20 protein-coding genes and 1 tRNA gene are annotated in these 21,401 nt (G+C 68.5%); 6 read left to right on the top strand and 15 right to left on the bottom strand.

Annotation, left to right across the window (positions count from 1 at the left end):
* Nucleotides 1-16 precede the first annotated feature (16 nt).
* From ACFT9I_RS29075 to ACFT9I_RS29065, 3 genes are all read right to left on the bottom strand, one after another.
* Nucleotides 17-1,282: an RNA polymerase sigma factor gene (locus ACFT9I_RS29075; RefSeq protein ID WP_382569065.1), complete on the bottom strand. Its 1,266-nt coding sequence runs from the start codon at nt 1,280-1,282 to the stop codon at nt 17-19.
* Between the two features lie 6 nt (nt 1,283-1,288).
* Nucleotides 1,289-1,627, bottom strand: coding sequence for a YciI family protein (locus ACFT9I_RS29070; protein ID WP_382569063.1), 339 nt, complete (start codon nt 1,625-1,627; stop codon nt 1,289-1,291).
* An 84-nt stretch (nt 1,628-1,711) separates the two neighbouring features.
* Entirely contained in the window at nt 1,712-2,338 is a 627-nt protein-coding gene (locus ACFT9I_RS29065; RefSeq protein ID WP_382569061.1) for a dihydrofolate reductase family protein, read from the bottom strand.
* Nucleotides 2,339-2,540: 202 nt separating this feature from the next.
* On the opposite strand from ACFT9I_RS29065, the gene ACFT9I_RS29060 reads away from it, so the two are divergent.
* The gene (locus ACFT9I_RS29060; protein WP_382569059.1) at nt 2,541-3,020 is read left to right on the top strand and encodes a GNAT family N-acetyltransferase; all 480 of its coding nucleotides are present in this window, start codon (nt 2,541-2,543) and stop codon (nt 3,018-3,020) included.
* Between the two features lie 67 nt (nt 3,021-3,087).
* On the opposite strand, the gene ACFT9I_RS29055 is transcribed toward ACFT9I_RS29060, so the two are convergent.
* The 3 genes from ACFT9I_RS29055 to ACFT9I_RS29045 form a co-directional block, all read right to left on the bottom strand.
* Nucleotides 3,088-4,815: a hydrogenase maturation protein gene (locus tag ACFT9I_RS29055; protein WP_382569057.1), complete on the bottom strand. Its 1,728-nt coding sequence runs from the start codon at nt 4,813-4,815 to the stop codon at nt 3,088-3,090.
* Nucleotides 4,816-4,974: 159 nt separating this feature from the next.
* Nucleotides 4,975-5,700 (bottom strand): hypothetical protein, encoded by a 726-nt coding sequence (locus ACFT9I_RS29050; protein WP_382569056.1) that lies wholly within the window; start codon nt 5,698-5,700, stop codon nt 4,975-4,977.
* A gap of 89 nt (nt 5,701-5,789) precedes the next feature.
* The gene (locus ACFT9I_RS29045; RefSeq protein WP_382569054.1) at nt 5,790-7,331 is read right to left on the bottom strand and encodes a family 43 glycosylhydrolase; all 1,542 of its coding nucleotides are present in this window, start codon (nt 7,329-7,331) and stop codon (nt 5,790-5,792) included.
* A 210-nt stretch (nt 7,332-7,541) separates the two neighbouring features.
* Between ACFT9I_RS29045 and ACFT9I_RS29040 the strand changes: the two genes are divergently transcribed.
* The 4 genes from ACFT9I_RS29040 to ACFT9I_RS29025 all read left to right on the top strand — a co-directional run bounded on the left by ACFT9I_RS29040 (nt 7,542) and on the right by ACFT9I_RS29025 (nt 10,459).
* Nucleotides 7,542-8,381: a metalloregulator ArsR/SmtB family transcription factor gene (locus tag ACFT9I_RS29040; RefSeq protein WP_382569052.1), complete on the top strand. Its 840-nt coding sequence runs from the start codon at nt 7,542-7,544 to the stop codon at nt 8,379-8,381.
* A complete protein-coding gene (locus ACFT9I_RS29035; RefSeq protein WP_382569050.1) occupies nt 8,378-8,977 on the top strand; it encodes a dihydrofolate reductase family protein in 600 nt (199 codons plus the stop codon). Before ACFT9I_RS29040 ends, ACFT9I_RS29035 begins: the two co-directional genes overlap by 4 nt.
* Before the next feature lie 89 nt (nt 8,978-9,066).
* Entirely contained in the window at nt 9,067-9,903 is an 837-nt protein-coding gene (locus ACFT9I_RS29030) for an alpha/beta fold hydrolase (protein ID WP_382569049.1), read from the top strand.
* 22 nt (nt 9,904-9,925) lie between these two features.
* Nucleotides 9,926-10,459: a TetR/AcrR family transcriptional regulator gene (locus ACFT9I_RS29025; protein WP_382569092.1), complete on the top strand. Its 534-nt coding sequence runs from the start codon at nt 9,926-9,928 to the stop codon at nt 10,457-10,459.
* A gap of 688 nt (nt 10,460-11,147) precedes the next feature.
* Here the strand turns inward: ACFT9I_RS29025 and ACFT9I_RS29020 are convergent.
* Nucleotides 11,148-12,593: an FG-GAP and VCBS repeat-containing protein gene (locus tag ACFT9I_RS29020; RefSeq protein ID WP_382569048.1), complete on the bottom strand. Its 1,446-nt coding sequence runs from the start codon at nt 12,591-12,593 to the stop codon at nt 11,148-11,150.
* Nucleotides 12,594-13,715: 1,122 nt separating this feature from the next.
* Between ACFT9I_RS29020 and ACFT9I_RS29015 the strand changes: the two genes are divergently transcribed.
* A tRNA-Ser gene (locus ACFT9I_RS29015) sits at nt 13,716-13,802 on the top strand.
* Between the two features lie 254 nt (nt 13,803-14,056).
* On the opposite strand, the gene ACFT9I_RS29010 is transcribed toward ACFT9I_RS29015, so the two are convergent.
* The 8 genes from ACFT9I_RS29010 to ACFT9I_RS28975 form a co-directional block, all read right to left on the bottom strand.
* Nucleotides 14,057-14,506, bottom strand: coding sequence for a hypothetical protein (locus ACFT9I_RS29010; RefSeq protein WP_382569047.1), 450 nt, complete (start codon nt 14,504-14,506; stop codon nt 14,057-14,059).
* An 8-nt stretch (nt 14,507-14,514) separates the two neighbouring features.
* Nucleotides 14,515-15,168: a hypothetical protein gene (locus tag ACFT9I_RS29005; protein ID WP_382569045.1), complete on the bottom strand. Its 654-nt coding sequence runs from the start codon at nt 15,166-15,168 to the stop codon at nt 14,515-14,517.
* Nucleotides 15,169-16,227: 1,059 nt separating this feature from the next.
* Entirely contained in the window at nt 16,228-17,631 is a 1,404-nt protein-coding gene (locus tag ACFT9I_RS29000) for a tyrosine-type recombinase/integrase (protein ID WP_382569043.1), read from the bottom strand.
* The gene (locus ACFT9I_RS28995) at nt 17,625-17,816 is read right to left on the bottom strand and encodes an AlpA family transcriptional regulator (protein ID WP_135064497.1); all 192 of its coding nucleotides are present in this window, start codon (nt 17,814-17,816) and stop codon (nt 17,625-17,627) included. Before ACFT9I_RS28995 ends, ACFT9I_RS29000 begins: the two co-directional genes overlap by 7 nt.
* 231 nt (nt 17,817-18,047) lie before the next feature.
* Nucleotides 18,048-20,021, bottom strand: a complete 1,974-nt coding sequence (locus tag ACFT9I_RS28990) for a DUF3987 domain-containing protein (protein ID WP_382569041.1) — start codon at nt 20,019-20,021, stop codon at nt 18,048-18,050.
* Between the two features lie 230 nt (nt 20,022-20,251).
* Nucleotides 20,252-20,914 (bottom strand): hypothetical protein, encoded by a 663-nt coding sequence (locus tag ACFT9I_RS28985; protein ID WP_382569040.1) that lies wholly within the window; start codon nt 20,912-20,914, stop codon nt 20,252-20,254.
* A gap of 14 nt (nt 20,915-20,928) precedes the next feature.
* A complete protein-coding gene (locus tag ACFT9I_RS28980) occupies nt 20,929-21,210 on the bottom strand; it encodes a hypothetical protein (protein WP_382569038.1) in 282 nt (93 codons plus the stop codon).
* On the bottom strand, nt 21,207-21,401 hold the full coding sequence (locus ACFT9I_RS28975) for a hypothetical protein (RefSeq protein ID WP_382569036.1): 195 nt from the start codon (nt 21,399-21,401) through the stop codon (nt 21,207-21,209). Before ACFT9I_RS28975 ends, ACFT9I_RS28980 begins: the two co-directional genes overlap by 4 nt.

Below are 21,401 nucleotides of genomic sequence, written 5' to 3'. Positions count from 1 at the left end.
ACAGCCTCACGGGTAGTCATGGGTAGTCGTGGGCAGCGGCGCGGCTCTCTGCGAGGCGGTCGGTGAGGAAGGCGCGCTCGGCGTCGTTGTCGGCCAGTGCGACGGCACGCTCGTACGCGACGGCGGCGTCCTCGGCCCGCCCCAGGCGGCGCAGCAGATCGGCCTTGACGGCGGGCAGATAGCGGTAGCCGGCGAGGCGCTCGTCCTGTTCGAGCGCCTCGACCTCGGCCAGCGCCGTCGTCGGCCCGTCGACCATGGCGACGGCCACGGCCCGGTTGAGCGCGACCACCGGCGACGACCAGATCGTCAGCAGCGCGTCGTACAGAACCACGATCTGGTCCCAGTCCGTCTCGGCGTACGTCGGCGCGGACGCGTGCAGCGAGGCGATGGCGGCCTGGAGCGCGTACCGGCCGGGGGCGCCGCCCCGGAGCGCGCCGAGGACCAGCTCGTGCGCCTCGGCGATGGCGTCCTGGTCCCAGGCCGTACGGTCCTGCTCGGCCAGCAACGACGGGCGCCCGTCCTCGGTCGTACGGGTGGTCCGGCGGGCGTGGTTGGCGATGAGCAGCGCCAGGAGCCCCCGTACCTCACGCTCGTCCGGCAGGAGCGCGTGCAGCAGCCGGGCCAGATCGAGCGCGCGCCCGGCGAGGTCGTCCTTGGTCAGCGCGGGGCCGGCGGGTGCGGTGTGGCCGGTGGTGAAAAGCAGATGGATGGTGGTGAGGGCGGAGTCGACGCGGGTGGGCAGCTCGGCGGGGGCGGGCATACGGAAGGGGATGCGGGCGGCCACGATCTTCTTCTTGGCGCGGGTGATGCGGGCCGCCATGGTGGGTTCGGAGACGAGGAACGCCTGCGCGATGTCGGGGGTCGGGACGCCGCAGACGAGGCGCAGGGTGAGGGCGATCTGGGCGGCGGGGGCGAGGGCGGGGTGGCAGCAGAGGAAGACGAGCCGCAGCCGGTCGTCGGGAGCGGGGACTTCGGGCTCGGTCTCCGCTTCCGGCTTTGGCTCTGGCTCTGGCTCTGGCTCGATCAGGAGGTGCAGCTTCGACCGGAGGGTCCTGGCGCGGCGCAGAGCGTCGAGGGCGTTGTGCCGGGCGGCGGTCGTCAGCCAGGCACCGGGCCTGCCCGGCACACCGCCGCGCGCCCAGTCGACGAGGGCGGCGGCGTAGGCGTCCTGGACGCACTCCTCCGCCAGGTCCAGGTCGCGGGTGACACGTACCGTCGCGGCGAGCACGGAGGCCCACTCGCGACGGTGCGCGTCCTCGACGGCGCGGCGGACCGAGGTCACTCGACGTCACTCAACGGGGAGCAGGGGCCGTACCTCGACCGCGCCGTCCATGATCGGGAGCAGCTTGCCGACGGCGACCGCCGTTTCGAGGTCTTCGGTCTCGACCACGAAGAACCCGGCGATCACTTCCTTGCTCTCGATGAACGGCCCGTCGGTGACCAGCCCGTCCTTGTGGATCGTGCGCGTGGCCCCGCTGGGTTCGAGCCCCTGCTCGTGGACGACGCGCACGCCCATCGCGGCGATCTGCTCGCCGGCGCGCATGTTCGCCTCCATGACGTCGGGCGGGATGTCGGCGACGCCGCCCGGGGTTTCCTTCTCGTAGATCAGAATCGCGTACTGCGGCATGACGCTCGTCCCTCCGGTCCGCTCGACTCAACAGCCTGTCGGTTATCAGTCACCAATCGCTGGTTGCCAGTCGCCGGTTGCCAGTCACCAGTTGCCGGTTTCCGGGCCCATGGCCCCGTACTCGACCTGGCCGGCGCGCGCGTACGTACTGATGACGACACCGCTCTCGGACCTCGCGGTGTCGACGAGCTTCAGCCCGGCCGGGACGGTGCCCTTCCCGAAGAGGCGCTTCCCGGAGCCGACGAGCACCGGGAAGACCAGCACATGGAACTCGTCCACGAGGTCGTGCGCGATCAGCGTCTGGATCAGATCACCGCTGCCGTGCACCTGGATCTCGCCGCCGTCGCCCTGCTTGAGCCCGGCGACGGCCTCGGCGACATCGCCCGTCAGCAGGGTCGAGTTCTGCCACGACACGGTGTCCAGTGTCCGCGACGCGACGTACTTCCGCACGCTGTTCATCTTCGACCCGATCGGGTCGTCGGCCTCGGCGAGCGGCCAGGTGGCGGCGAAGATGTCGTACGTCCTGCGCCCGACGAGCAGCGCGTCGGCGCGGTGGACCACGTCGGTCATCCGCTCGATGAGATCCGCCCCGAAGTGCGGCACGGACCATCCCCCGTGCTCGAACCCGCCGTCCCGATCCTCGTCACTGCCACCGGGCCCCTGCATCACCCCGTCGAGGGAGACGAATGTGGTGACCATCAGCTTTCGCATGCGCGTTTCCTTCGTTCGTACGCGGGAGCCGCACCTGTCGGCGGCCTCACTGACAACGGCGAACGGGACGGCCCGCGATCGACAGGCGAGCGAGACCAATATTGCGCCGCGCAGGGAAACCGGGCGGTGTGGACACGTTCGCGGATCGACTGAGTGCCACCGGCTTCACCCACTCGAAACACGGGTTCAGCAGAATTCCCGCATGAAGATCGAACAGGTCGAGTGGGACAACCCGGACGCCGTCGCCCTGCGTGCGCGCCAGCGGGTCGAGATCGCCGAGCGGTACGGGACCCCGGACAGCGAACCCGGCGTTCCGCCGTCGGAGGCGGACATCGCGGTCTTCTTCGTGGCGTACGAGGACGACGGGTCAGCCGTGGGCTGCGGAGGACTGCGCGCTCTCGGCGCAGTCGGCAGGGGCGGTGCGGGTGGCGCGGGCGGCGTCGGCGAGATCAAGCGCATGTACGTCGCTCCGGCGTCGCGCGGCACGGGCGTCGCGTCGCGCGTCCTGCTCGCGCTGGAGGACTGGGCGCGTGACCAGGGGTGGTCAAGTCTCCGTCTGGAGACGGGAGATGCCCAGCCGGACGCGGTCCGCTTCTACACGCGCTCCGGCTACGAACCGATCCCGGGCTTCGGTCACTACGCGGACTCGGACAATTCACTGTGCTTCGAACGGCCTCTGTAGGAGGACGGTTCGAGATGCCGCCTGGGCGGGGGCCGGGGCCCGGCGGAGATCCGCACCACCTTCCTGATCACCCAGGTTGGCCGACCACCCGCGACGTCCCGGCCCTGAGATGCTCCGGCGTCGACGACGGCTTCGTCTTCCGTACGAAGGCGGCCCGCAGCGCGTGGTACGGCGCGCCGGGATCGAAGAACGTGGCGCGCATCTCGGCCAGTTCCCGTTCCCGGTACGCGCTCAGCGGCGCGACCGCCTCGTCCCGTTCGCGCGCCGCCTTCTTCTCACCGATGCGCCGCCGCGTGCCCGGTGCCGACGCGAGACGCGACGCGCGGCGTGCGACCACCGCGCCGAAGTCCTGAGGTGTGCTCTCGACGACGACGTCCACCAGCCCGATCCCGTACGCCCGGGAAGCCGTCACCGGGAGGGCGCGGCGCGTCAGGCGCTCGGCCTCCTCGTGTCCCACTCTGCGGGGCAGCGTGTACGTCCAGTACTCCGACCCGTACAGCCCCATCAGCCGGTAATGCGGGTTGAGTAGGGCTCCGGTCCGGCACCAGACCTCGTCCGCGGCCAGGGCCAGCATGGCGCCGCCCGCCGCTGCGTTGCCGCCCAGCGCGCTCACGAGCATCCGGTCCGTCGTGGTCAGCAGGGCCTCCACGAGGTCGTCCATGGCGTTGATGTTCTCCCAGGACTCCCGCGCGGGGTCGGCGGCCGCCTCGATGACGTTCAGGTGGATGCCGTTGGAGAAGAAGTCACGGCTCCCGCCGAGTACCAGCACCGTGGTCGGCCGTGCACAGGCGAACCGGTACGCCGTGAGCAGGCGCCGGCACTGCTCCGTACTCATCGCCCCGCCGGCGAAGGCGAACGAGAGGAAGCCGACCGGGCCCGCCTCGCGGTAGCGGATGTCACTCCACGTACGCCGCCCCTCGGGCAGTTCCCACGGCGCGGCGATCTCCGGCAGCGCCGGCATTCGGTCCCCGAGGGCCAGAACCGCCGGCAGTTTGAACGTGGCCGGGCCGCCCGCCTTACGGCGGGGGCGCAGCTCGGGAATCCACACCGCCCCGTCGACGGTCGCCCGGCAGACGGCACCGGACCTGGTGGCCACCAGGTCGCCAGGCCGCCCGCGCAGGGTGTCCTCGGGGTGGCCGCCGTGCAGGTACCACTCCTCTTCGAGGAGTTCGTCCAGCACACCGGGCTGCGAGTCCGCCCCGCGCAGCTTGCGCAGCACGGTCTCGGTCGGGTCCGAGGCCCAGTCGACGCGTCGCAGATTCTGGTCGAAGTACGGCCGACCGCACGCGCCGGTCCTCGCCTCCGTAGGCGGGGTGTCCTGCGGCTGTGGAACGTACGTTCCGGAGGCGAAGCGCTCCACCGCGAGCAGCACCGCTTCGAGCGCGGCGTCGGAGACCTCGTTGCGGTAGAGGTCGCTCTTGCCGATCGCCGGTACCGGACATGGAACCGAGGCCCAGACATCCCCGCCGTCCATCTCCTCCGCGGCTTGCAGGACGGTCACCCCCCAGTCGGTGGCGCCGGTGTGCACGGCCCAGTCCAACGAGGACGGTCCACGGTCGCCCACCGGTCCTGGATGGACGATCAGACAGACATGGGCCGACCAGATGTCGGCAGGGATCGCGGTCTTGAGCATGGGTGCGACGACCAGATCCGGGGCGGTACGGCGTACGGCTTCCCGTAGTGGCTCGTCACCCAGGGCCAGTTCCACGCGGACGGAGTGCCCGCGGTCCCCGAGTTCGGCGAAGACGCGCTGGGTCAGACTGTTGAAGGCACTCGCGACCAGCAGGATGTCCACGGCAATCTCCCTTACGCCGCCCCCGGCCCGGCCGAACGCCGACCATCGCCGATCATGACCCACCCGCGTCGGCGAGGCGGGTAAGCCCCGCCCGGCGGGCCCCGGTCCGGACGGAATTACGGCCGCGTGGCGGGTGGGCGGTGCCGGAGGAGACCGAGGTCACCAGTCGACGTGCGCCGTGATCCATTTGGCCAGGCCCGCCTCGTCGTTCTCTTGTACTACGGCGTCTGCGTCGTCCGCGTCGCGCGCGGCGGGCAGCTCGGGACCGCAGGCGAGCGGCGTGTACGACAGCTGCAGATGCGTCAGGTAGCCGTAAGGCCCGTTGTCGGCCGCCGGGCCGAGCACCAGGGCGTGGGTGGAGGTGCGCCAGACGCGGTGCGTCATCGCGTGGCCGGTGACCACGGCCGCTGACGACACGATCGTGCGCTCGGGGGCCGTACCGAGGTGCTCCGTCACCGCCCGCGCCGCCTCCGCGAGTACGGCCTCGCAGTCTCCGTACGTCGCCGGCCTGCGCTCACTCCAGCCCGGCTGCTCCCGCCATTGATCCATGAGGTCGTACAGCCACGGCCCGTTGCCCACGCTCTCGTCGTCCGGGTCGACGGGATACAGCTCGCCGAAGACCAGGAAGTGCCGGGCGTCCGGGTGCCCGAAGGGATCGACGCCGTCGGTGCACAGCACATGCCCGTGTCCGGCGCGGTAGGAGTCGCAGACCAACTCGTGTTCCCAGCGCCATCCGCGTCGCCGAAGCTCCGCGTCGACGGTGTCGAAGTCGTTGTCGGGGAGGAGCGGAGCCGTCGGCAGCGCGACGAGTTCGGCGACGGCCGCGACGGTCAACGGCCGGTGGGCGAGGGCATGTACGGGTACGGCTACGGGTACGGGCACCATGCGGATCAGCTTAGGAGCCGCCCCTTCCCGACTCACCTGGCCTTCCCCGGCCCACCCGGCTTTGCCTGGCTCACCCGGCTTTGCCCGGCTCACCCGGCCTTGTCGACAGACACGTTGTCGAAGTCCGCGGCGGTGTTGAAGACCCGTACCCCGGTGGCTCCGCCGCGGTAGGTGTCGTCGGTCACCGAGATCTTGGGCGTGGCCATGTCGTCCACGTACACCTTGATCGCGGAACCCACGGCCGAGATCCGGAGCCGATGGGTCGACCCGGCGGGGAGGGACGCGCCGACGGACTCCAGCGGTGTCCAGGAGTCGTTCACCCGGCCGAGCACCACCTTGCCGGTCGGGCTGATCCCCGCGTAATAGCCGGTGTAGTTGTCGACTCCCACCGACGGCCGTGTGGCGCGGAAGATCAGGCCCGCGTCACCGTCGCCCGAGGCGACCGTGACGTCGGCGTCGTAGGTGAAGTCGGCGAAGTCGGTGTCGAGCAGTGCCTTGCCGCCCGGCGAGCTGTCCGCGCGGTAGCGTCCGTCGCCGGCCGACCACGATCCGCCGTAGGTCTGCCAGCCCAGGGCGTTGCCGTCGGCGAAGTTGTCCTCGACCTGCATCTCCACGGGGCGGATCGTGCCATCGGCGTTGAAGTACATCCGGTCGTAGGCGAGTTGGCGGTTGTTGCCGGCGCTCTCGCTGAGCGGCCTGCGGTGGTAGACGATGTACCAGATGTCCGTGCCGGGCACGTTGACGACGGAGTTGTGACCGGAGCCCTTGGCCACCGCCGGGTCCTGGGCGAGCACCTTCTCGATCTTGGCGAAGGGGCCGGTCGGTGAGTCGGACATGGCGTACGAGACCGAGTAGTCCGGACCCGTCCACCCGCCCTCGGACCACATCAGGTAGTACATGCCGTCGCGCTTGAACATCTGGGAGCCCTCGACGTAGTCCGCGGGCGTGATCTCCTTGTACGTACTGCCGTCGGCGAAGGTGCCGAGGCTGGTCATGTCGTCGTTGAGCTTGACGACGTTCGCGTGGCCCCAGCCTCCGTAGTACATGTACGCCTGACCGTCGTCGTCGATGAAGACGTCCTGGTCGATGGGCTGGGCGCCGTTGTGGAACTGCCCGATCAGGGGGCGTCCGATGGCGTCGGAGTACGGGCCTTCCGGCTTGTCCGCCACCGCGACGCCGATACCGCCGAGGCTGGAGTCGTTCTGGATGTCGTTGGCGGCGAAGAACAGGTAGTACTTGCCGTCGCGTTCGACCGGTGCGGGTGCCCACACGGCGTACTCGGCCCAGGAGATGGCGTCCGTCGTCAGCACGTTGCTGTGCTTGGTCCAGTTGACCATGTCGGTCGACGAGAAGGCGTCGAGGAAGGTCTGCTCCTCGTACGCCCTTGAGGTGGTGGGGTAGACCCAGTAGGTGTCGTCGTACACGGCGATGTCCGGGTCCGCGTACCACCCGTCGACGAACGGATTCCCGGCGCCGGTGGGGCTGTCGCTGGCGGTGTCGGTGTCGGTGGCGCCTGCGGTCGGGTGATCGGGCACCGCGACGGCGGCGCCGGGCGAGAACGTGGCGAGCAGGCAGCCGGCGAGGAGTGCGGCCATGGCCTTCGCGTGGAGCCTGAGCATTCGAGCGTTCATCGTCGGCAGCTCCGCAGGTGGGGGTCAGCAGCACGGCACGAACATCGATCGCGGGAGAACATTCCCGCACAGCAAGCAACAGGAACGTACAGGTTCCGGCAATGCTGCGCGTAGGGCTGAGGGGTCGTCAATACGTGGGCGCAACCGGCCTCCAACCGGATCCGAGATATTCCTTGACACGAATATTCTTGGCAGTGAATGCTTGCCTGCATGGACGAACTCCTCGCCGCACTGGCCGACCCGGCCCGCTGGCGGCTCATAAGCCTCCTGGCGGAGCGCCCCCGCCCGGTGGGTGTTCTCGCGCAGCTCGCCGAGGCGCGCCAACCGCAGACGACCAAGCACCTGCAGACCCTGGAGCGCGCCGGCGTCGTCACCTCCCAGCGGACCGGCCAGCGCCGTATCTACGCGCTGCGGTCCGCTCCCCTGCGGGACCTGGCGACCGCGCTCGGGCGGCTCGCCGACATCTCGGACCAGGTCGGTGGCCTGCGCGTGACGTACGACCACTACGGGCGCAGCCTCGAAACTGAGCGTCTGGCGGCCGAGGAGCCGGGGTGGGCCGACGGCCGTTCGTTCAGCTTCCACCGGTCGCTGGCGGTCCACCCCGAGTTGGTCTGGCGCCATCTGACCGAGCCCGCCCTGCTCACCCGATGGTGGACGCCCGACGACCTCCATGTCTCCGAGCTCGTCTTCGAGGCGCGCCCCGGCGGGCGGATCGTCCTGGAGTATCGCGATGTCGAGGACGTCGACGGCTCCGACGTGGTCGCCGGGCGAGGGGAGGGCGTCGTCGACGACGTACGCCCTGGTGAACGCCTCGCGTACCGGCTCTCCCCGCAGCTCCCCGACGGCGGCGCCGCCTTCACCGCCCACGTCGACTTCGGCCTCCGGCCCACCGCCGACGGAACGGGCACGGACCTCGACGTCCGCTACCGGATCACCGACAGCACCGTCGACTCCGCGGACTTCATCGCAGGCATCGAGATCGGCTTCGGCCAGAGTCTCGGCAATCTCGCCAACGCCGTTCACACCGACGAAGAGGAAGTACAGCGATGACCAACTCGACCGCACGCAAGGTGACCGCGAACATCGCTCTCACCCTCGACGGGCGTTACAACGGCCCCGGCGGGCCCGGCGACATGGGCGCGATCGTCCGCTACGCGACCACGGAGGTGGCGCGAGACCATCTCACCCGTATCTGGGAGGGCGCGACGACAGCGCTGCTCGGCCGGCTCAACGCCGAGGGATTCCTGGGCTTCTGGCCGACCGTCGCCGAGGACGAGAACGCCGATCCGCGTGATCGCGGATACGCGAAGTGGCTGGTCGACACGGAGAAGGTGGTCCTGTCGACCACCTTGACCGAAGCGCCGTGGGAACGCACCCGCGTGGTGAACGCCCCGGCCGCCGATGTCGTCGCCGAGCTCAAGGCCGCGGGCGAGGGCGACATCCTCGTCAACAGCAGCGCGAGCGTCATCAAGGCGCTTCTCGCCGCGGACTTGATCGACCGGCTGTATCTCCTGATCTGCCCCGAGACAGCCGGGGGCGGTGAGCGACTGTTCGAGGACGGCCTGCCGGGAACGAAGTGGAAGCTCACACGCCAGGAGGCCGGTGAACTGGGCGAGATCGCCGTGGTCTACGACCGGGCCCGCTGACCCGCAGGACCGTGGCGGAGGGCCGGCCTTGACGAGTTGGGCTAACGTCATTAGCTTGTAGCTAACGTAATTAGCTACTGGGAGATGCCATGACCGAGTACCTCGCCGTCGACGGCGGCACGATCGCTTACGAGGTGGCGGGGTCCGGCCCGCTGATCGTTCTCGCGCACGGCATGGGCGACAGCCGCGCCGCGTACCGTACGGTCATCCCGCCGCTGGTGGCGGCGGGCTATCGGGTCGCCGCCGTCGATCTGCGCGGCTGCGGCGAATCCAGCGTCGGCTGGCCGGCCTGGAGCCGCACCGCCATCGCGGGCGACCTGCTCGCCGTGGTCCGCCACCTCGGCGGCCCGGCCGTGCTCGTCGGCCACTCGGTCTCCGGCGGCGCCGCCACCATCGCCGCGGCGCGGGAGCCCTCGCTGATCACCGCGGTCGTCGAGTTGGCGCCGTTCACCCGCAAGCAGTCGATCCGCCTCGGCGACCTGCGGGTGAAGCGCTTCCGGCAGGGCATGCTGCGGCTGCTCGGCGCGGGCACGTTCGGCAGCCTGCCGCTCTGGCGCTCGTACCTCGACGTGGCCTACCCCGGTGCGAAGCCCGCCGACTGGGCCGAGCGGCTGGGCCGTATCGACTCCCTGCTGCGCGAGCCGGGCCGGATGAAGGCCATGCAGGGCATGGGCCGCAGCGCCCCGACCGACGCCGGCGCGCAACTCGGCAACGTCCGCTGCCCGGTCCTGGTCGTGATGGGCACGCTCGACCCCGACTGGGCCGACCCGCACGCCGAGGGTTCGGCGATCGTCGACGCCCTGCCGTCCGGCCTCGGCCGCCTGGAGATGATCGACGGCGCCGGGCACTACCCGCACGACCAGTTCCCCGACCAGGTGGTTTCGCTCACGCTCGCCTTCCTCCGCTCGGACACCGCCCGTGCCTAGGGCCGGCCTGGACCCGACGGCCGTGGTCGCGGCCGGCGCCACCCTCGCCGACGAGGTGGGCTTCGCCAACCTGACGATGGGTTTGCTGGCCGAACGGGTGGGCGTGCGTACCCCGTCCCTGTACAAACACGTGGGCGGCCAGGAAGACCTCAACCGGCGCATCGCGGCCCTGGCGATGCGCGAGGCAGCCGACGCGGTCGGCCTCGCGGTCCAGGGCTACGCGGGCCGCGACGCCCTGGCGGCCGCGGCACGCGCCTTCCGCGCCTTCGTCGTTGACCACCCCGGCCGGTACGCCGCGACGATCGGCGTGGAACCGTCCAGCCCGGACGACCCTCTGGCCACCGCGAACCAACGGCTCCTCGACGCGTTCATGGCGGTCCTACACGGCTACGAGATAGCCAAGCCCGACGTGGACCACGCCCTCCGCATGCTCCGCAGCTTCTGCCACGGCTTCGCCACGTTGCAGGCGGCCAACGGCTTCCAATGGAGCGCCGACATCGACGAGAGCTTCGAGTGGCTGATCACCTTCACCGACCGAGGCCTGCGCGCCATGTGAGACCGCTACCACCGACGCCCGCTTCGACAACGGGGGTTATGCCGACCGGGCACGGGCCGGCCGCCACCCGAGCGGACCTCGCCACGCGACGGCGGTCATGCTCGCCGGTCGGTCGCGGCAGGGCCAGTCCGCGGGCGTACGACTACGACGAGTCTTCGCCCAACCTCAGAAGATCACCCACGGACGGGCGCCGAGCGTTGGCGAGGCGATAGACGTGGAACCGGTGCTCGCACATGGTCGACAGCAACTCATCAACGGAGTCGCCGAGTTGCCCATGCGATCGGGAGCCACCTCAGCGGCGATCCAGGCATCCGGCCTTCCGTTCCGGCAGGCCGGTGGCTGCGGAGGAGCGCGCACACCCGTCAGGACTTCGCGTAGGTGCCGATGGTGTTGTCCTGGGTCACCTCCTTCGCCACGGCGCCGGCCAGGTCCTCGGCGTCGCCCAGGCGGCGGGCGGCGTCGACGCCATGGCGTTCGCCCCACCGCTCGACGAGCGCCTGCCGCTCGGCACCGGGCCCGCCGCCGTAGGAATGGGCTGCCTATCGGTGTCCTCCCCGGCCCTGCGGCTGCATCGACATCAATACCCACCCCGTACAACAACATCGGCTCCCAAGACCACAACCAGGTCTTGAGAGCCGACGTCACGCGAGGAACCGTGCCAACCAACAGCGTCCAGGCGGGTCCGGCCCTATCCGGCGAGGACTTCGCCGAAGTACGACGAGCCGGAGGGCCCGCCGACCGAGGCGGCGCCGAAGGACGTCGAACCGGTGGCGGTGACACCGCTCGTACCGGACTTGAAGAGCCAGATCGAACCCGCGCCCGCGTTCTCGGCGAAGGCGCCGGCCACCAGCTCCGCGCGGCCGTCCTTGTTGCTGTCCGTGAGTTCGACGGAGGCGCCGAACTGATCCTCGGCCTCGGCGGCTCCGGGCACCCCCGCCGTGTCCTGCGTGAAGCTCTTGGAACCGGTGCCGGTCAGCCCCTTGGCGGAGCCTCGCAGCACGGTGACCGTGCCCGTGGCCCGCTTGCTCCCCGTGGCCTCGCCCGACGCGCCGATCGCGACGTCCGCGTAGCCGTCGAGGTTGGTGTCACCCGCGGCCAGACTCCAGCCGAAGCGGTCGCCCTTCTTGGCGGTGCCGACAACTCCGGTGGTGTCCTGGGTGATACGGACCGGCGTACGGGTGGACAGCCCGGCGGCGCTGCCGTATGTCACGGTGATCGCGCCTCCGAGACCGCCGTTCGGTTCGTCGGCGGACTTCTCCATGAAGTTGCCGGTGACGATGTCGCCGTAACCGTCCTTGTCGACATCGGAGATGACGGCCTCGTAGCCCCCGGCGACCTTGCTCGACGCCTTGAGTCCGGTCTTGCCGCCCTTGTAGAGGACGCTGCGGGTCCGGTACGCGTCGCCTGTCTCCTCCTGGCCCATGACCAGGAGGTCGGTCGCGCTGTCGCCGTTGACATTCCCCGCGACGATCCTGTCGGCGTTGATGCCGGTCTGGCTGTACGTGTCGATACCGACGAGACCCGCCGCCTTGCCGGTCCGGGAGATCGGTCCCTTGAATATGTTCAGCTCAGGTGCGGCGATATTGACGGCGGCCAGGTCGGTGCGTCCGTCCCCGTCGAAGTCACCGGATGCGAGGCCCCAGCCCAGTTCGTTCCGGTACTTGGGCAGCGGCGCCGAAATGTCGACGGCGGACTTCAGCCCGCTCGCGCCGCCCCAGACGACGGTGAGGACGCCGAAGGAGTCGGTGTCACCGATCCGCTCGCCGTGCACGCCGACCACCAGGTCGGTGTACCCGTCACCATCGAGGTCACCGGTGGTGAGGCGGTCGCCGAAGTAGTCGCCTGTCTCCGGCGTTCCCGGAATACCGGTGGTGGCCTGGCTGATGATGGTGCGCTTGGACTTGTTGAGTCCGTTCTTGGTGCCGTAGACGACGGCCACGTACCCGGCCCCCGTCTTTCCGCTGATCTTCCCGATGGGCGCGGCGATCGCGAGATCGCGGTAACCGTCGCCGTTGAAGTCACCCTGCATCCCGGACGGCGCGGCGACGGCACTCCCCCCGGCGGCGAGAAGCAGCCCGCTGACGAGGGCGGCCGAGGCGGTGGTCGCGAGGATGGTGCGAAGGTTCTGCTGCATGCGTGTCTTCTTCTCCTACGGCACGCCGGACGCCGTGACGGCTGTCCGAGTCGATATTCCGAGCCGACGACATGCGGGGGCCAGATCCTGCCAACCCTCCGACCCCGCACACACGCATCGCTCGGTGCAGGTGTGACCACTGAAGGGCACCGGGGGTTGTACGGCCCACAGAACGGCCTCGAAGCCCTGCCCCTCACCAAACGCCCCGGACGAGGAGCCCGAGCCCGAAAGAACCGCCTCCCCGGGAGAACTCCAGGTCAGAGCAGTGAAGCGCAGTGCCTCCGGCAGGATTCGAACTTGTGGGCCCCGCTGCAGGGCTGGGATCGAATCCTTGCCAGGTGATGCCCGAGGCTGCCGCGTGGTGATGTTTTGCCTGGTCAGTCACGCATCGCGCATGCACGAGGACGAGTGTGGTCCCGGCGTTACAGGAGGGATCACCGGGGCGTTCGCGCGGGATGCCGTACCACTCGGCGACCGCTTCCAGGGCGTACCCACCGGAGCGGAAGGGTTCGACGTGCCGCTCCAGGACCGGCCGACGGCCCCCCGTCGGCCGGACTGGGACATCAACTCGTAAGCCACCGACCGTGGCCGGCAGCGACCAGCCCATCGTTGAACGAAGACACTGCGCCAGCAAAAGCAGGCGGCCACGACGGCTTGGCTCGCCGGCCGACGAAGCCTCCACCGATGCTACGAGGGCTGAGCACTTCCTCGTCGTCACCGGCCTCGCCTGCATCCTCGCCAACCGTATGAGGCGACCTCTTCGGCGCGGTGTCTGGGGGATGGGTTGGGACCGGTGAGCAACTTGTCATTGTCGCCAGAGTGTTGCTCGGTGCGTTGACGACGCATCTGACCAACTACTTTACGAGCACCGGGAGGGCATCAGGCGGAGCGAGCGACCTGATGCGGAGATGACCGAGCCGAGTGACGGCGAGGGCAACCAGTCGAGTGGCCGACGAGCCCTGGATCTACTCAATGGCGGCGCGACGTCCCTGCGTGGCACCCTGAACGGGCCTCGGCATGGACCGTTTCCGGAGCCCACGGACCAGAGACGGACCAACGCCACGGGGGACCGCCCGCAGCCGGTAGGCTGTAGCCGCTCCGTCGCTGGTCGGGCGGGGCGTGGGTGGGTTGCCCGAGCGGCCTAAGGGAACGGTCTTGAAAACCGTCGTGGCAGCGATGTCACCGTGGGTTCAAATCCCACACCCACCGCAGCAGGTCAGCGAACGCGCTGGTCAGAAGGGGCGCCTCCAACTCGGAGGCGCCCCTTCGACGTTGAGCCTGTCTCATCGTGTCTCGCCTGTAGACCGCCATGGATCAGTGTCTGTCCCCCAGGTGTCCCCCAGAATCCCGGCAACCGGAACCTCTGACAACGGGCGAGGGCACATCCTTCTTACTCCAAACCGGGCAAGTCGCCGGCCAAACCCGCCCTGTCGACCTGAGCGCGCGGGAGTCGGACTAGCGACTCATCGCTTCAAGAGTGCAAGGGTGACAGGCGGGCAGCCCAGACGAGCGGTGAGGTCAGAGACCGCAACGCGTAGGTAGGGGTGTACAGCGAGCTGAGCCGCAGTCTGCCCGAAGGCCACCAAGCTGTCTTCAGTCACGTCGCCACCAGGCTCGGTCTCCTCAGGAAACTGAAAGAGGGCGCCCAGGTGGACCTGCAGTTTGACGGCATCTTTGCCCTGCACCCCCTTCAGCACGATTTCATGCTCAAAGTGGTAGGTAAGATTTCCGTTTTCTCGTCCTATTCCCAACGCGGTGTCTAGGGACTTGATCTCCTGAAGATCACTCGATGCCTCAACGTCTAGAACCTCCGCGTGCAGCAGGAAAATTCTAACGTCGATCAGTTCGGCATGAGCGACCACCGAACTGGCTTGATGCTGCAACTCCTCAGCATTTTTGACTGTGAAGGCCATTATTATTCCTAGTCGCTTTCAACAGTGGAAAGCGGCTCGCGCCTGACGACCCGACTTCCCCTGTTCCAGGAAGCTACCCAGGCATCGGCGACACGGCTTGACCGCACGTGAAGCTCATCGCGAAGCCCTACAGGGGCCGTGATCTCGTAGAACTCCAAGCCGATGTGCTGGTCACGCGTCAGTGCCCCCCAACGGAGCAACCAGTTATCGACGACTGCCATCTCGTCTCGCGTAAGTCCGAACTCTGGGTCTCCAGCTCCCGGGACGTGATGCCGCAACCACTCATTAACTGTGGACCATTCCCAAATCTTCTTCCCGTTAGGAGATCCTACCGGGGTTGGAAATGGGTCACCCTTGCGCCGCTCGCCGTGGATCAGCTGGCGCACGCTTTCTCTGGTGCGCTCTATACGTCGGGCGATTTCTGCGGCATCTACTAGGTCGCGATCAACGCGCGTGACCATGATGCCGAGGTTCTTCTCGATCTCACACGCCGCAGATTTGGCAGCCATGGCGCCATTCGGGTGGTCGCCCATGTATACCGTTATCAACAGCCGTCCGAAGGATTCGGCCAACAAGCCATCAAAATGGTCATAAAATGCGGACTCGGTCGCCGAAATGTCACCCGGCGGCTGTGCTTCAAACTTCAGGGCGTAGGTCTTCATCGTCGCTCCCCCAACCAGCTTCGCGATGCAACCCGTTGACACTCGTCAACAGTACGATACCCGCACGGCGCCCCGTCAAGCGGTTCTCACTCTGATGGGCGCTTCACGCTGCGGGGATCTTCGTCGGGCAGGGGGCAGGTCCTAGCTTCGCGCACCAGGTCGCGAGCATGCCTCTCAGCCACCCTGGGTGTCCCGTTCACCGAGATGCGGTGGCAGCCAGCTTGACACGTGAGGATGCCCCAGTGACCACCCGGGCGAAGTACCCATGCACCCGAGGCCATGATGGTCTCCAGAGCCTCGCGAACGATCTTTTCCTTGTGCTTGCGTGGCTGCAGATCTTCCCCCACCCATCCCCCCGATGGTGAATTCAGCCGACTAAATGGGGTGTTGTACACCAGTCAGAAGATTACACCGCGTCAGCTGGTTGCGAGCCACGCTGATGTGTAGGTTCAGGCGATGGCCCGGTGGGGGCGACGTATGAGTGCTAGAACCGACGCTCGCGCTGAAGCGTCATTTCATGATCGACAGCCTTGACTGGTTGGGGGAAACCTTGTACGAGCCTGAAAGCTGGCGATCAAATTCCTGAATCGGGACCGGACCCCGCCTCTGTGAAGGCACTGCAAGCTTGCTGACCAACGACGTTGTCGATCTGCCGGGCCCTCACGGGTTCACATAGCGACAGACATCGGACAAGCCGAGCGCACCACCACATAACGCAGAGACGCCAGTAGGAAAGGCCGTATCACCAGCACAGCTGACATCATCAGCATGCCAGCTGAGAGGCGCTCCATCCCAACAAGCCTGGGTCCGGTAGGCGGTGGCGACCGTGCGGGTCTATGAAGATCCGCCGGACAGGCTCGGCCGCGCGGATGGGGCCTATCCGTTGCGATGCAGTAAGCGAGCGAGCGCATACGGGCTGCCTTATGCCAGCCCATGCTGTCTCAGGGCACGAGTCTTTCGATCGTTGCGCATGACCCGGGCCGGTGGGGAGTGACGGTCCCCATAGCGCCCCACCGGCCAGCGTTGCTGCTTCTTCAGCGGAAGACCCGTGGGTTTGGCTTAGGATCCGTCGTCCAACAAGGCCTCTGCGATCAGTTGGTTGGAGTGAGTTTGGCGGCCTCGGAGGATCTTGGCGTACGTCCGGTACATCACTGCCAGGCTGTGGCCCGCGCGGCGAGCTACCTCGGGGGGTTCGACTCCTGCCTTGATCCACAGGGATATGCCGGCGTGCCGCAGCGAGTACGGAACCTCTGCGAGCGGGGACTTGGCGTCCTCGGGTGAGAGGGCCTCTCGGCGGGCCTCCTTCCACAGGTCGCAGTACTCGGTAGAGCGGACACGGCCACCGCGGGCCGCTCGGAACAGACGGCCGTCAGGGGCGACGCCGTAGCGGTCCTTGTGTTCGCGGAGTAGGCGGACGAGCACGGGCGGGATGGGGACGGGGCGGGTGGTTTTGCGGGCGCGGCGTTTTAGGCCGCGTTTGTCGTAGGACGCGCCGTCGTCGGTCCAGCCGGCCGCGACCTCGGGGTGGCTCTCGGCGAGGATGAGTTCGCCCCACTCGTCCTCGCGCGAGGGTAGGACGCAATCCGTGCTTTTGAGGGCCGCGATCTCGCCCGGTCGCATCGCGGCGTAGTAGATGCAGCCGAAGAACGCTTCGAGGTGTTCGCCGCGCGTGCCCTGGGCTCGTACGGCAGCGATCAGGGCCCTGGCGAGTTGCGGGTCAGGGACGAAACGGAAGTCGATTTCGTCGTCCGTGGGTGGTGCCTGCCAGTCGACGCGCTTGAGAGGGTTTGCCTCCAAGTGGTCGCGCTCGGTGGCGTATACGAAGGCGTTGTTGAGGATCATCCGCTTACGCCTGGTCGTGTTCTCGGCGGCGGCCTTGCCGTCAAGCTTGATCGAGATCGAAGCGAGCGCCTTGCGGAGGTGTTGAGGCTTGGCGGCCTCGGTGATTGGCAGGGAGTGTTTTGTGACCCATGCCAGGGCGTGAGCAACCTCGGTGGGAGGTGTCTCCGCTTCCATACGCGGGACCAGCGTGCCGTCATCCTGGCGGACCATCCGGAATGCCCACGCGTAGAGAGCGGTGCGGAGGACTCGGGGCTTGTAGTAGCCGCGAACATCAGGCTGGACGAGGGCTGGTGTGACCGTGGCCAAGGCGTCGGCGATGCTCGCCCGGTGCTTTGCCGCCGCGCGCGGCCACTTCATCTGTGCGTAGTCCTGGGCGTGCTCGTACCAGGTGGCCGTGTTGTTCTGCGCGCGGAGCTCCGAGGTGGGGAGCCCTTCTTCGGTGTCGAACTGCTCGCCCTGGCGGACTGCGGCCATCAACTCGGAGCGCCGGCCATCGGCCTGTGCTTTGAGCGCGTAGCTCTTCGAATGCTTCTTGCCTCCAACGCTCCACCGCACTCGGAAGGACTTCCGGCGATCAGCACGGAACTCGGTCTCGTAGATCCGTACGTCGAAGGTCAGCATGCGGGTGCCTCCTCGTGGTCGTTGAGCCAGGCTTCGAAGTCGGATCGGCGGAAGCGGAGTTGGCCGTTGGGGAGTCGGATGCACTTGGGGGCCTGGCCGCGGGCGCGCATGCGGTAGAAGGCGGCGCGGGAGATGTCGAGTTCGTCCAGGAGGTCGCAGAGCTTGAGGTGGGGTTCGCGGCGCAAGGTGGTCAGTCCCCCTTCGTGCCGTGGCTGGCGCGGTCTGCGGGCGGAGCCGGACGCGTCAGCAACGTCAGCGGAATTCGTTGACCTGCGGGTTTGCTGGATTGCGGGGCGTCAGCGCGTGTCAGCCGCGTCAGCAACGGGGTGGGGTGTTGCTGACCGGGCTGACGAGCGCTGACTGTGTGTCCGTCGGTGTGCTTGCTGGTCAGCGGGTTGTGCTGACGCTGCTGACGGTCAGCAGGCATCGGTGCCGCCATCGTGAAGCGAGGGATGGACGCGGTACGTCGCCGAGGCGGGTTGGCCCACGCGACCGGTGCGGTGAGGCTCGTCCGCTCGGAGGTAGCCGTGGGCTTCGAGCAGTGCGAGCGCCGGTTCGACCTGGGCGACGGTGCGGAAGCGGCGGGAGGCGGCTACCGCGTCGCGGCGTTTGATGGCCGTGCGCCAGGTGCCGTTCGTCTTGCGGCGCCGTAGCCAGTCGAGGATCGTCTGGGCGGCGTCGGTGGCCGGGTCGGAGGCGATCAGGTCGAAGACCGCCAAGGCGTGCTGCGTGAAGTAGGCAGTGATCTCGGCTGCTCGGTGGATCGTGGTCTCTTCGACCGGGTGGCCCCATCGGTCGGTCGTTGCCCGGTCGGCGAGGTGGATCAGGAGCGCGACGCGGGCCGTGTGGCCGACGAGTTTGCCCGCCCAGTCCGGGAGATGGGCCAGTGGCTGGTCAGGGCGGAGTGACGCTTCGAGTGTGTCCTGGAGGGCTTCTACGGCTCGGTCAGCCTGTGGTGTGAGAGTGACGGTGACCGGCTCCGGGAGGGCGTAGAACGTGTGCAGGAGACGGGTCAGGCGGCCGTGGTATCGCTGGGCGACGGGGGCGGGTACGGGCGCGGTGCGGGTCTTGCGGTAGCCGAGGTTCGAGGGCGGGAGCGCGTACAGGAAGCGGGCGAGGAGGCCGCGGTCACGGGCACCGGGAGTGCTGGCCAGGTCTTGCAGCACTGCCGGTTGTGGAGTGATGCCGATGGTGAGCGCGGGTTTGTCGACGCTGGGCTGTTCACGGGTGATGCGGTCCGTCTGCAACCGCTCGCCCTTGTGGGCCTGGAGGAACACGCCGAGGTTCGGCTTGGCGCTGTAGCGGCCGGCGATGATGTCGAAGAGATCGCCCTCGGGAGACAGAGCCGCGAGGCAGCGGTGCACGGCGAGTTGCTGGGCGAGCGGCTCCGGCGTGATGTCACCGGAGACCGTCAGGCGCGGCCGGGGCGGTACGCGGATCTCCTCGGCGAGGAGCTTCGCCGCGGACGCCTCGGCGACGAGTGCCGCGCGGTCGATCGAGTCGCCGGGCTTACGGGCCTTCGCCATGAGGCCTTCCGCCTCGGCGAGCGCCGCCTCTTTTGCGGTCTCGGCCTCGATGATGGACGCCCGCGATTCCTCCTGTAGCTGGCGCTCGACGTCGTAGATCGGCTCCGTCATCGCGGCGAAGACGTCCGACTTACGCGAGGCGGGGGGCATCGCGCAGACGAGGTAGAGGTTCGACTGCTCGCGCCAGCCGGGCCGTACCTCTACCTGGACGCGCCCGCCGGCCGCCGTGGCGACGGCTGCGAGCGCCATGGTGGCCGCGAGGTCCGGTGGCGTCTGCGTGAACTCGGCTACGGCGGCGACGTGTTCAGCGATCCACGGTGTCAGCGCACCGACGGGAAATGTGGGCAGCGATGCGTGAGTACCGAGGGGGATCGGGTCCGGCCAGCGTGCGGCGCCGCCGATGGTGGCCAGCTCGGCGGTGGCGCGGGCGGCGAGTTGTTGGGCGTCGGATAGGCCGTGACGGCTGTGAGCGACGAGGCGCGTTCCGGTCTCGATCAAGCAGCGCTGCCTGGCCATGCCCGTGACGATCTGCGCGTAGTACGAGCCGTTCGCCGCCGTGGGCGTGGACTGTACGAGCGTGTGCAAGTAGCTCGCGCCCCCGACGCGTTCAAGGTCACCCGTCTCGCGCAGGTGGGCGGCGAGGGTGATGGGGTCGACGGGCAGTTCCGCGACGTGCATCGTCGTGATCGCCGCGTGGATGGTCGCGTGCGCGGGACGGTAGTAGTCGTGCGGGGTGACCAGCGCGCTGACCTCACCGAGCGCCGCGCGCGACAGCAGCATGGCGCCGAGCGCTGCCTGTTCGGCTTCCTGGTCGTTCGGCGGTGCGGTGCTCGGGTCCTCGTGATCGGGGAACTCGCTGATCACTGTGCGGCCCCTCGGGCGGTGGTGCTGTTCAGCGAAGTGTTTCGGTCAGCCGCGAGGGCGACCGCGCGAGCACGGTGGATGTGGTGCATTCTGATGGCACCTCCTGATTCCGTGGATGGGATGGGAGGCACCGGGGCAGCGGGCTTCATTGATCCGTCGACCGCTGCCCCGGGCTGAATGGCGAGTGCCGTGAGCGGGAGTCGACGGGCGGCGATGCCCGGCCTAGGTGATCAGGGGCGACGAGGCGAAGAGTTGGCCGTTCCGCTCCTGAGAATCGCGAAGTACAGGGCGCCTTCGGCTGCCTCGCCGTATGCATACGCGCTGTCGGCGAGCCCGGCGGCGCAGGCTGACGCGGTGGTGAGTTCAGCGGTCTCACAGTCCGCCAGGTCCTCGTAGAACTCGAAGTCCGATACGAGGGCGCGGGCGTGCTGTCGCTCGATCACTTGCTCTCGAAGCCGGGCAAGATGGTTGGCACCCGTCCACTGGCCGAGGTCGCCGGACGTCTCGGGAAGCGACTCCGTCGGTAGTTCGTACCGGCCGTTGCGGCGGCCGAGTTCGGCGTGCGATGGACGCTCGCCCGTGAGGACGGACCTCACCGCCGAGATGGCGCTGTAGGCGTAGGCCAGCGAAGCGTTTTCGTAGAGATCCCTCGTGCTCCTCGCCAGATGGCTGTACAGGTCTCCGAGCTTCAACAGAGCGTCGTCGTGCGGCCGGACGAAGTCCCTGCCGGGCACGTGTACGGAGCCATGCACGGGGAGCAGTCGAGCCGGATCGATGTGCCAGGACGCGACCCGCGCCGCCTGATTGGCGGCCCGATACTCGCGAGCGGCGGCGCCGAGGGCGTGCACGCTGTCCGTGAGGCTGTGGAACCACGGGATGGTGTCGCTGGTCATGAGTGATCCCTCTCTCAGAGGCGCGGGGACGCCCACGCGTGTTCGGCGGCTGACAGGAGCAAGGCCCGGAGGTCGTCGCCCAGCACCGCGACCAGGCGCCGCTCGATGGCCTGCCACGAGACGGGGTCGATGGCCATGAGTGAGGCGACGGCCGCCGGGCCGCGTCCCTCCTCGATGGCGGTGAGGGCGTCGCGGAGTTCGCCGGCCGCCATCAGCGAGATACGCGGCGGGGCGGGTGCGTACTGCTGGTACTCGTCGAACATGGCGGGGTTCCCTTCTCGTACGTACGAAGTCATGGGCTGACGTTGCGGACCGCGTTCGCGAGCGCGGTCATGATCTGGTCGATCGAGTCGGCGGCGCCGGTCCGGGAGAGGTAGAAGCCGAAGAGCACGGCGACGGCGGCGGCGCCGATCCCGAGCGCTCTGAACCGCAGGAGCAGGGCAAGGAAGAGACCCGTCAGCGCCAGAGCCGAGATGGTGAGAAACAC

The organism is Streptomyces sp. NPDC057137, from assembly GCF_042670825.1.
GTDB lineage: Bacteria > Actinomycetota > Actinomycetes > Streptomycetales > Streptomycetaceae > Streptomyces.
This window is presented reverse-complemented; position numbering and strand designations above follow the sequence as displayed.

Excerpts from the sequence above, each read along its gene's own strand:
- ACFT9I_RS29070 (WP_382569063.1), bottom strand. The coding sequence starts at position 1,627 with ATGCCGCAGTACGCGATTCTGATCTACGAGAAGGAAACCCCGGGCGGC.
- ACFT9I_RS29065 (WP_382569061.1), bottom strand. The coding sequence starts at position 2,338 with ATGCGAAAGCTGATGGTCACCACATTCGTCTCCCTCGACGGGGTGATG.
- ACFT9I_RS29060 (WP_382569059.1), top strand. The coding sequence starts at position 2,541 with ATGAAGATCGAACAGGTCGAGTGGGACAACCCGGACGCCGTCGCCCTG.
- ACFT9I_RS29050 (WP_382569056.1), bottom strand. The coding sequence starts at position 5,700 with ATGGTGCCCGTACCCGTAGCCGTACCCGTACATGCCCTCGCCCACCGG.
- ACFT9I_RS29045 (WP_382569054.1), bottom strand. The coding sequence starts at position 7,331 with ATGAACGCTCGAATGCTCAGGCTCCACGCGAAGGCCATGGCCGCACTC.
- ACFT9I_RS29040 (WP_382569052.1), top strand. The coding sequence starts at position 7,542 with ATGGACGAACTCCTCGCCGCACTGGCCGACCCGGCCCGCTGGCGGCTC.
- ACFT9I_RS29035 (WP_382569050.1), top strand. The coding sequence starts at position 8,378 with ATGACCAACTCGACCGCACGCAAGGTGACCGCGAACATCGCTCTCACC.
- ACFT9I_RS29030 (WP_382569049.1), top strand. The coding sequence starts at position 9,067 with ATGACCGAGTACCTCGCCGTCGACGGCGGCACGATCGCTTACGAGGTG.
- ACFT9I_RS29020 (WP_382569048.1), bottom strand. The coding sequence starts at position 12,593 with ATGCAGCAGAACCTTCGCACCATCCTCGCGACCACCGCCTCGGCCGCC.
- ACFT9I_RS29010 (WP_382569047.1), bottom strand. The coding sequence starts at position 14,506 with ATGGCCTTCACAGTCAAAAATGCTGAGGAGTTGCAGCATCAAGCCAGT.
- ACFT9I_RS29005 (WP_382569045.1), bottom strand. The coding sequence starts at position 15,168 with ATGAAGACCTACGCCCTGAAGTTTGAAGCACAGCCGCCGGGTGACATT.
- ACFT9I_RS29000 (WP_382569043.1), bottom strand. The coding sequence starts at position 17,631 with ATGCTGACCTTCGACGTACGGATCTACGAGACCGAGTTCCGTGCTGAT.
- ACFT9I_RS28985 (WP_382569040.1), bottom strand. The coding sequence starts at position 20,914 with ATGACCAGCGACACCATCCCGTGGTTCCACAGCCTCACGGACAGCGTG.
- ACFT9I_RS28980 (WP_382569038.1), bottom strand. The coding sequence starts at position 21,210 with ATGACTTCGTACGTACGAGAAGGGAACCCCGCCATGTTCGACGAGTAC.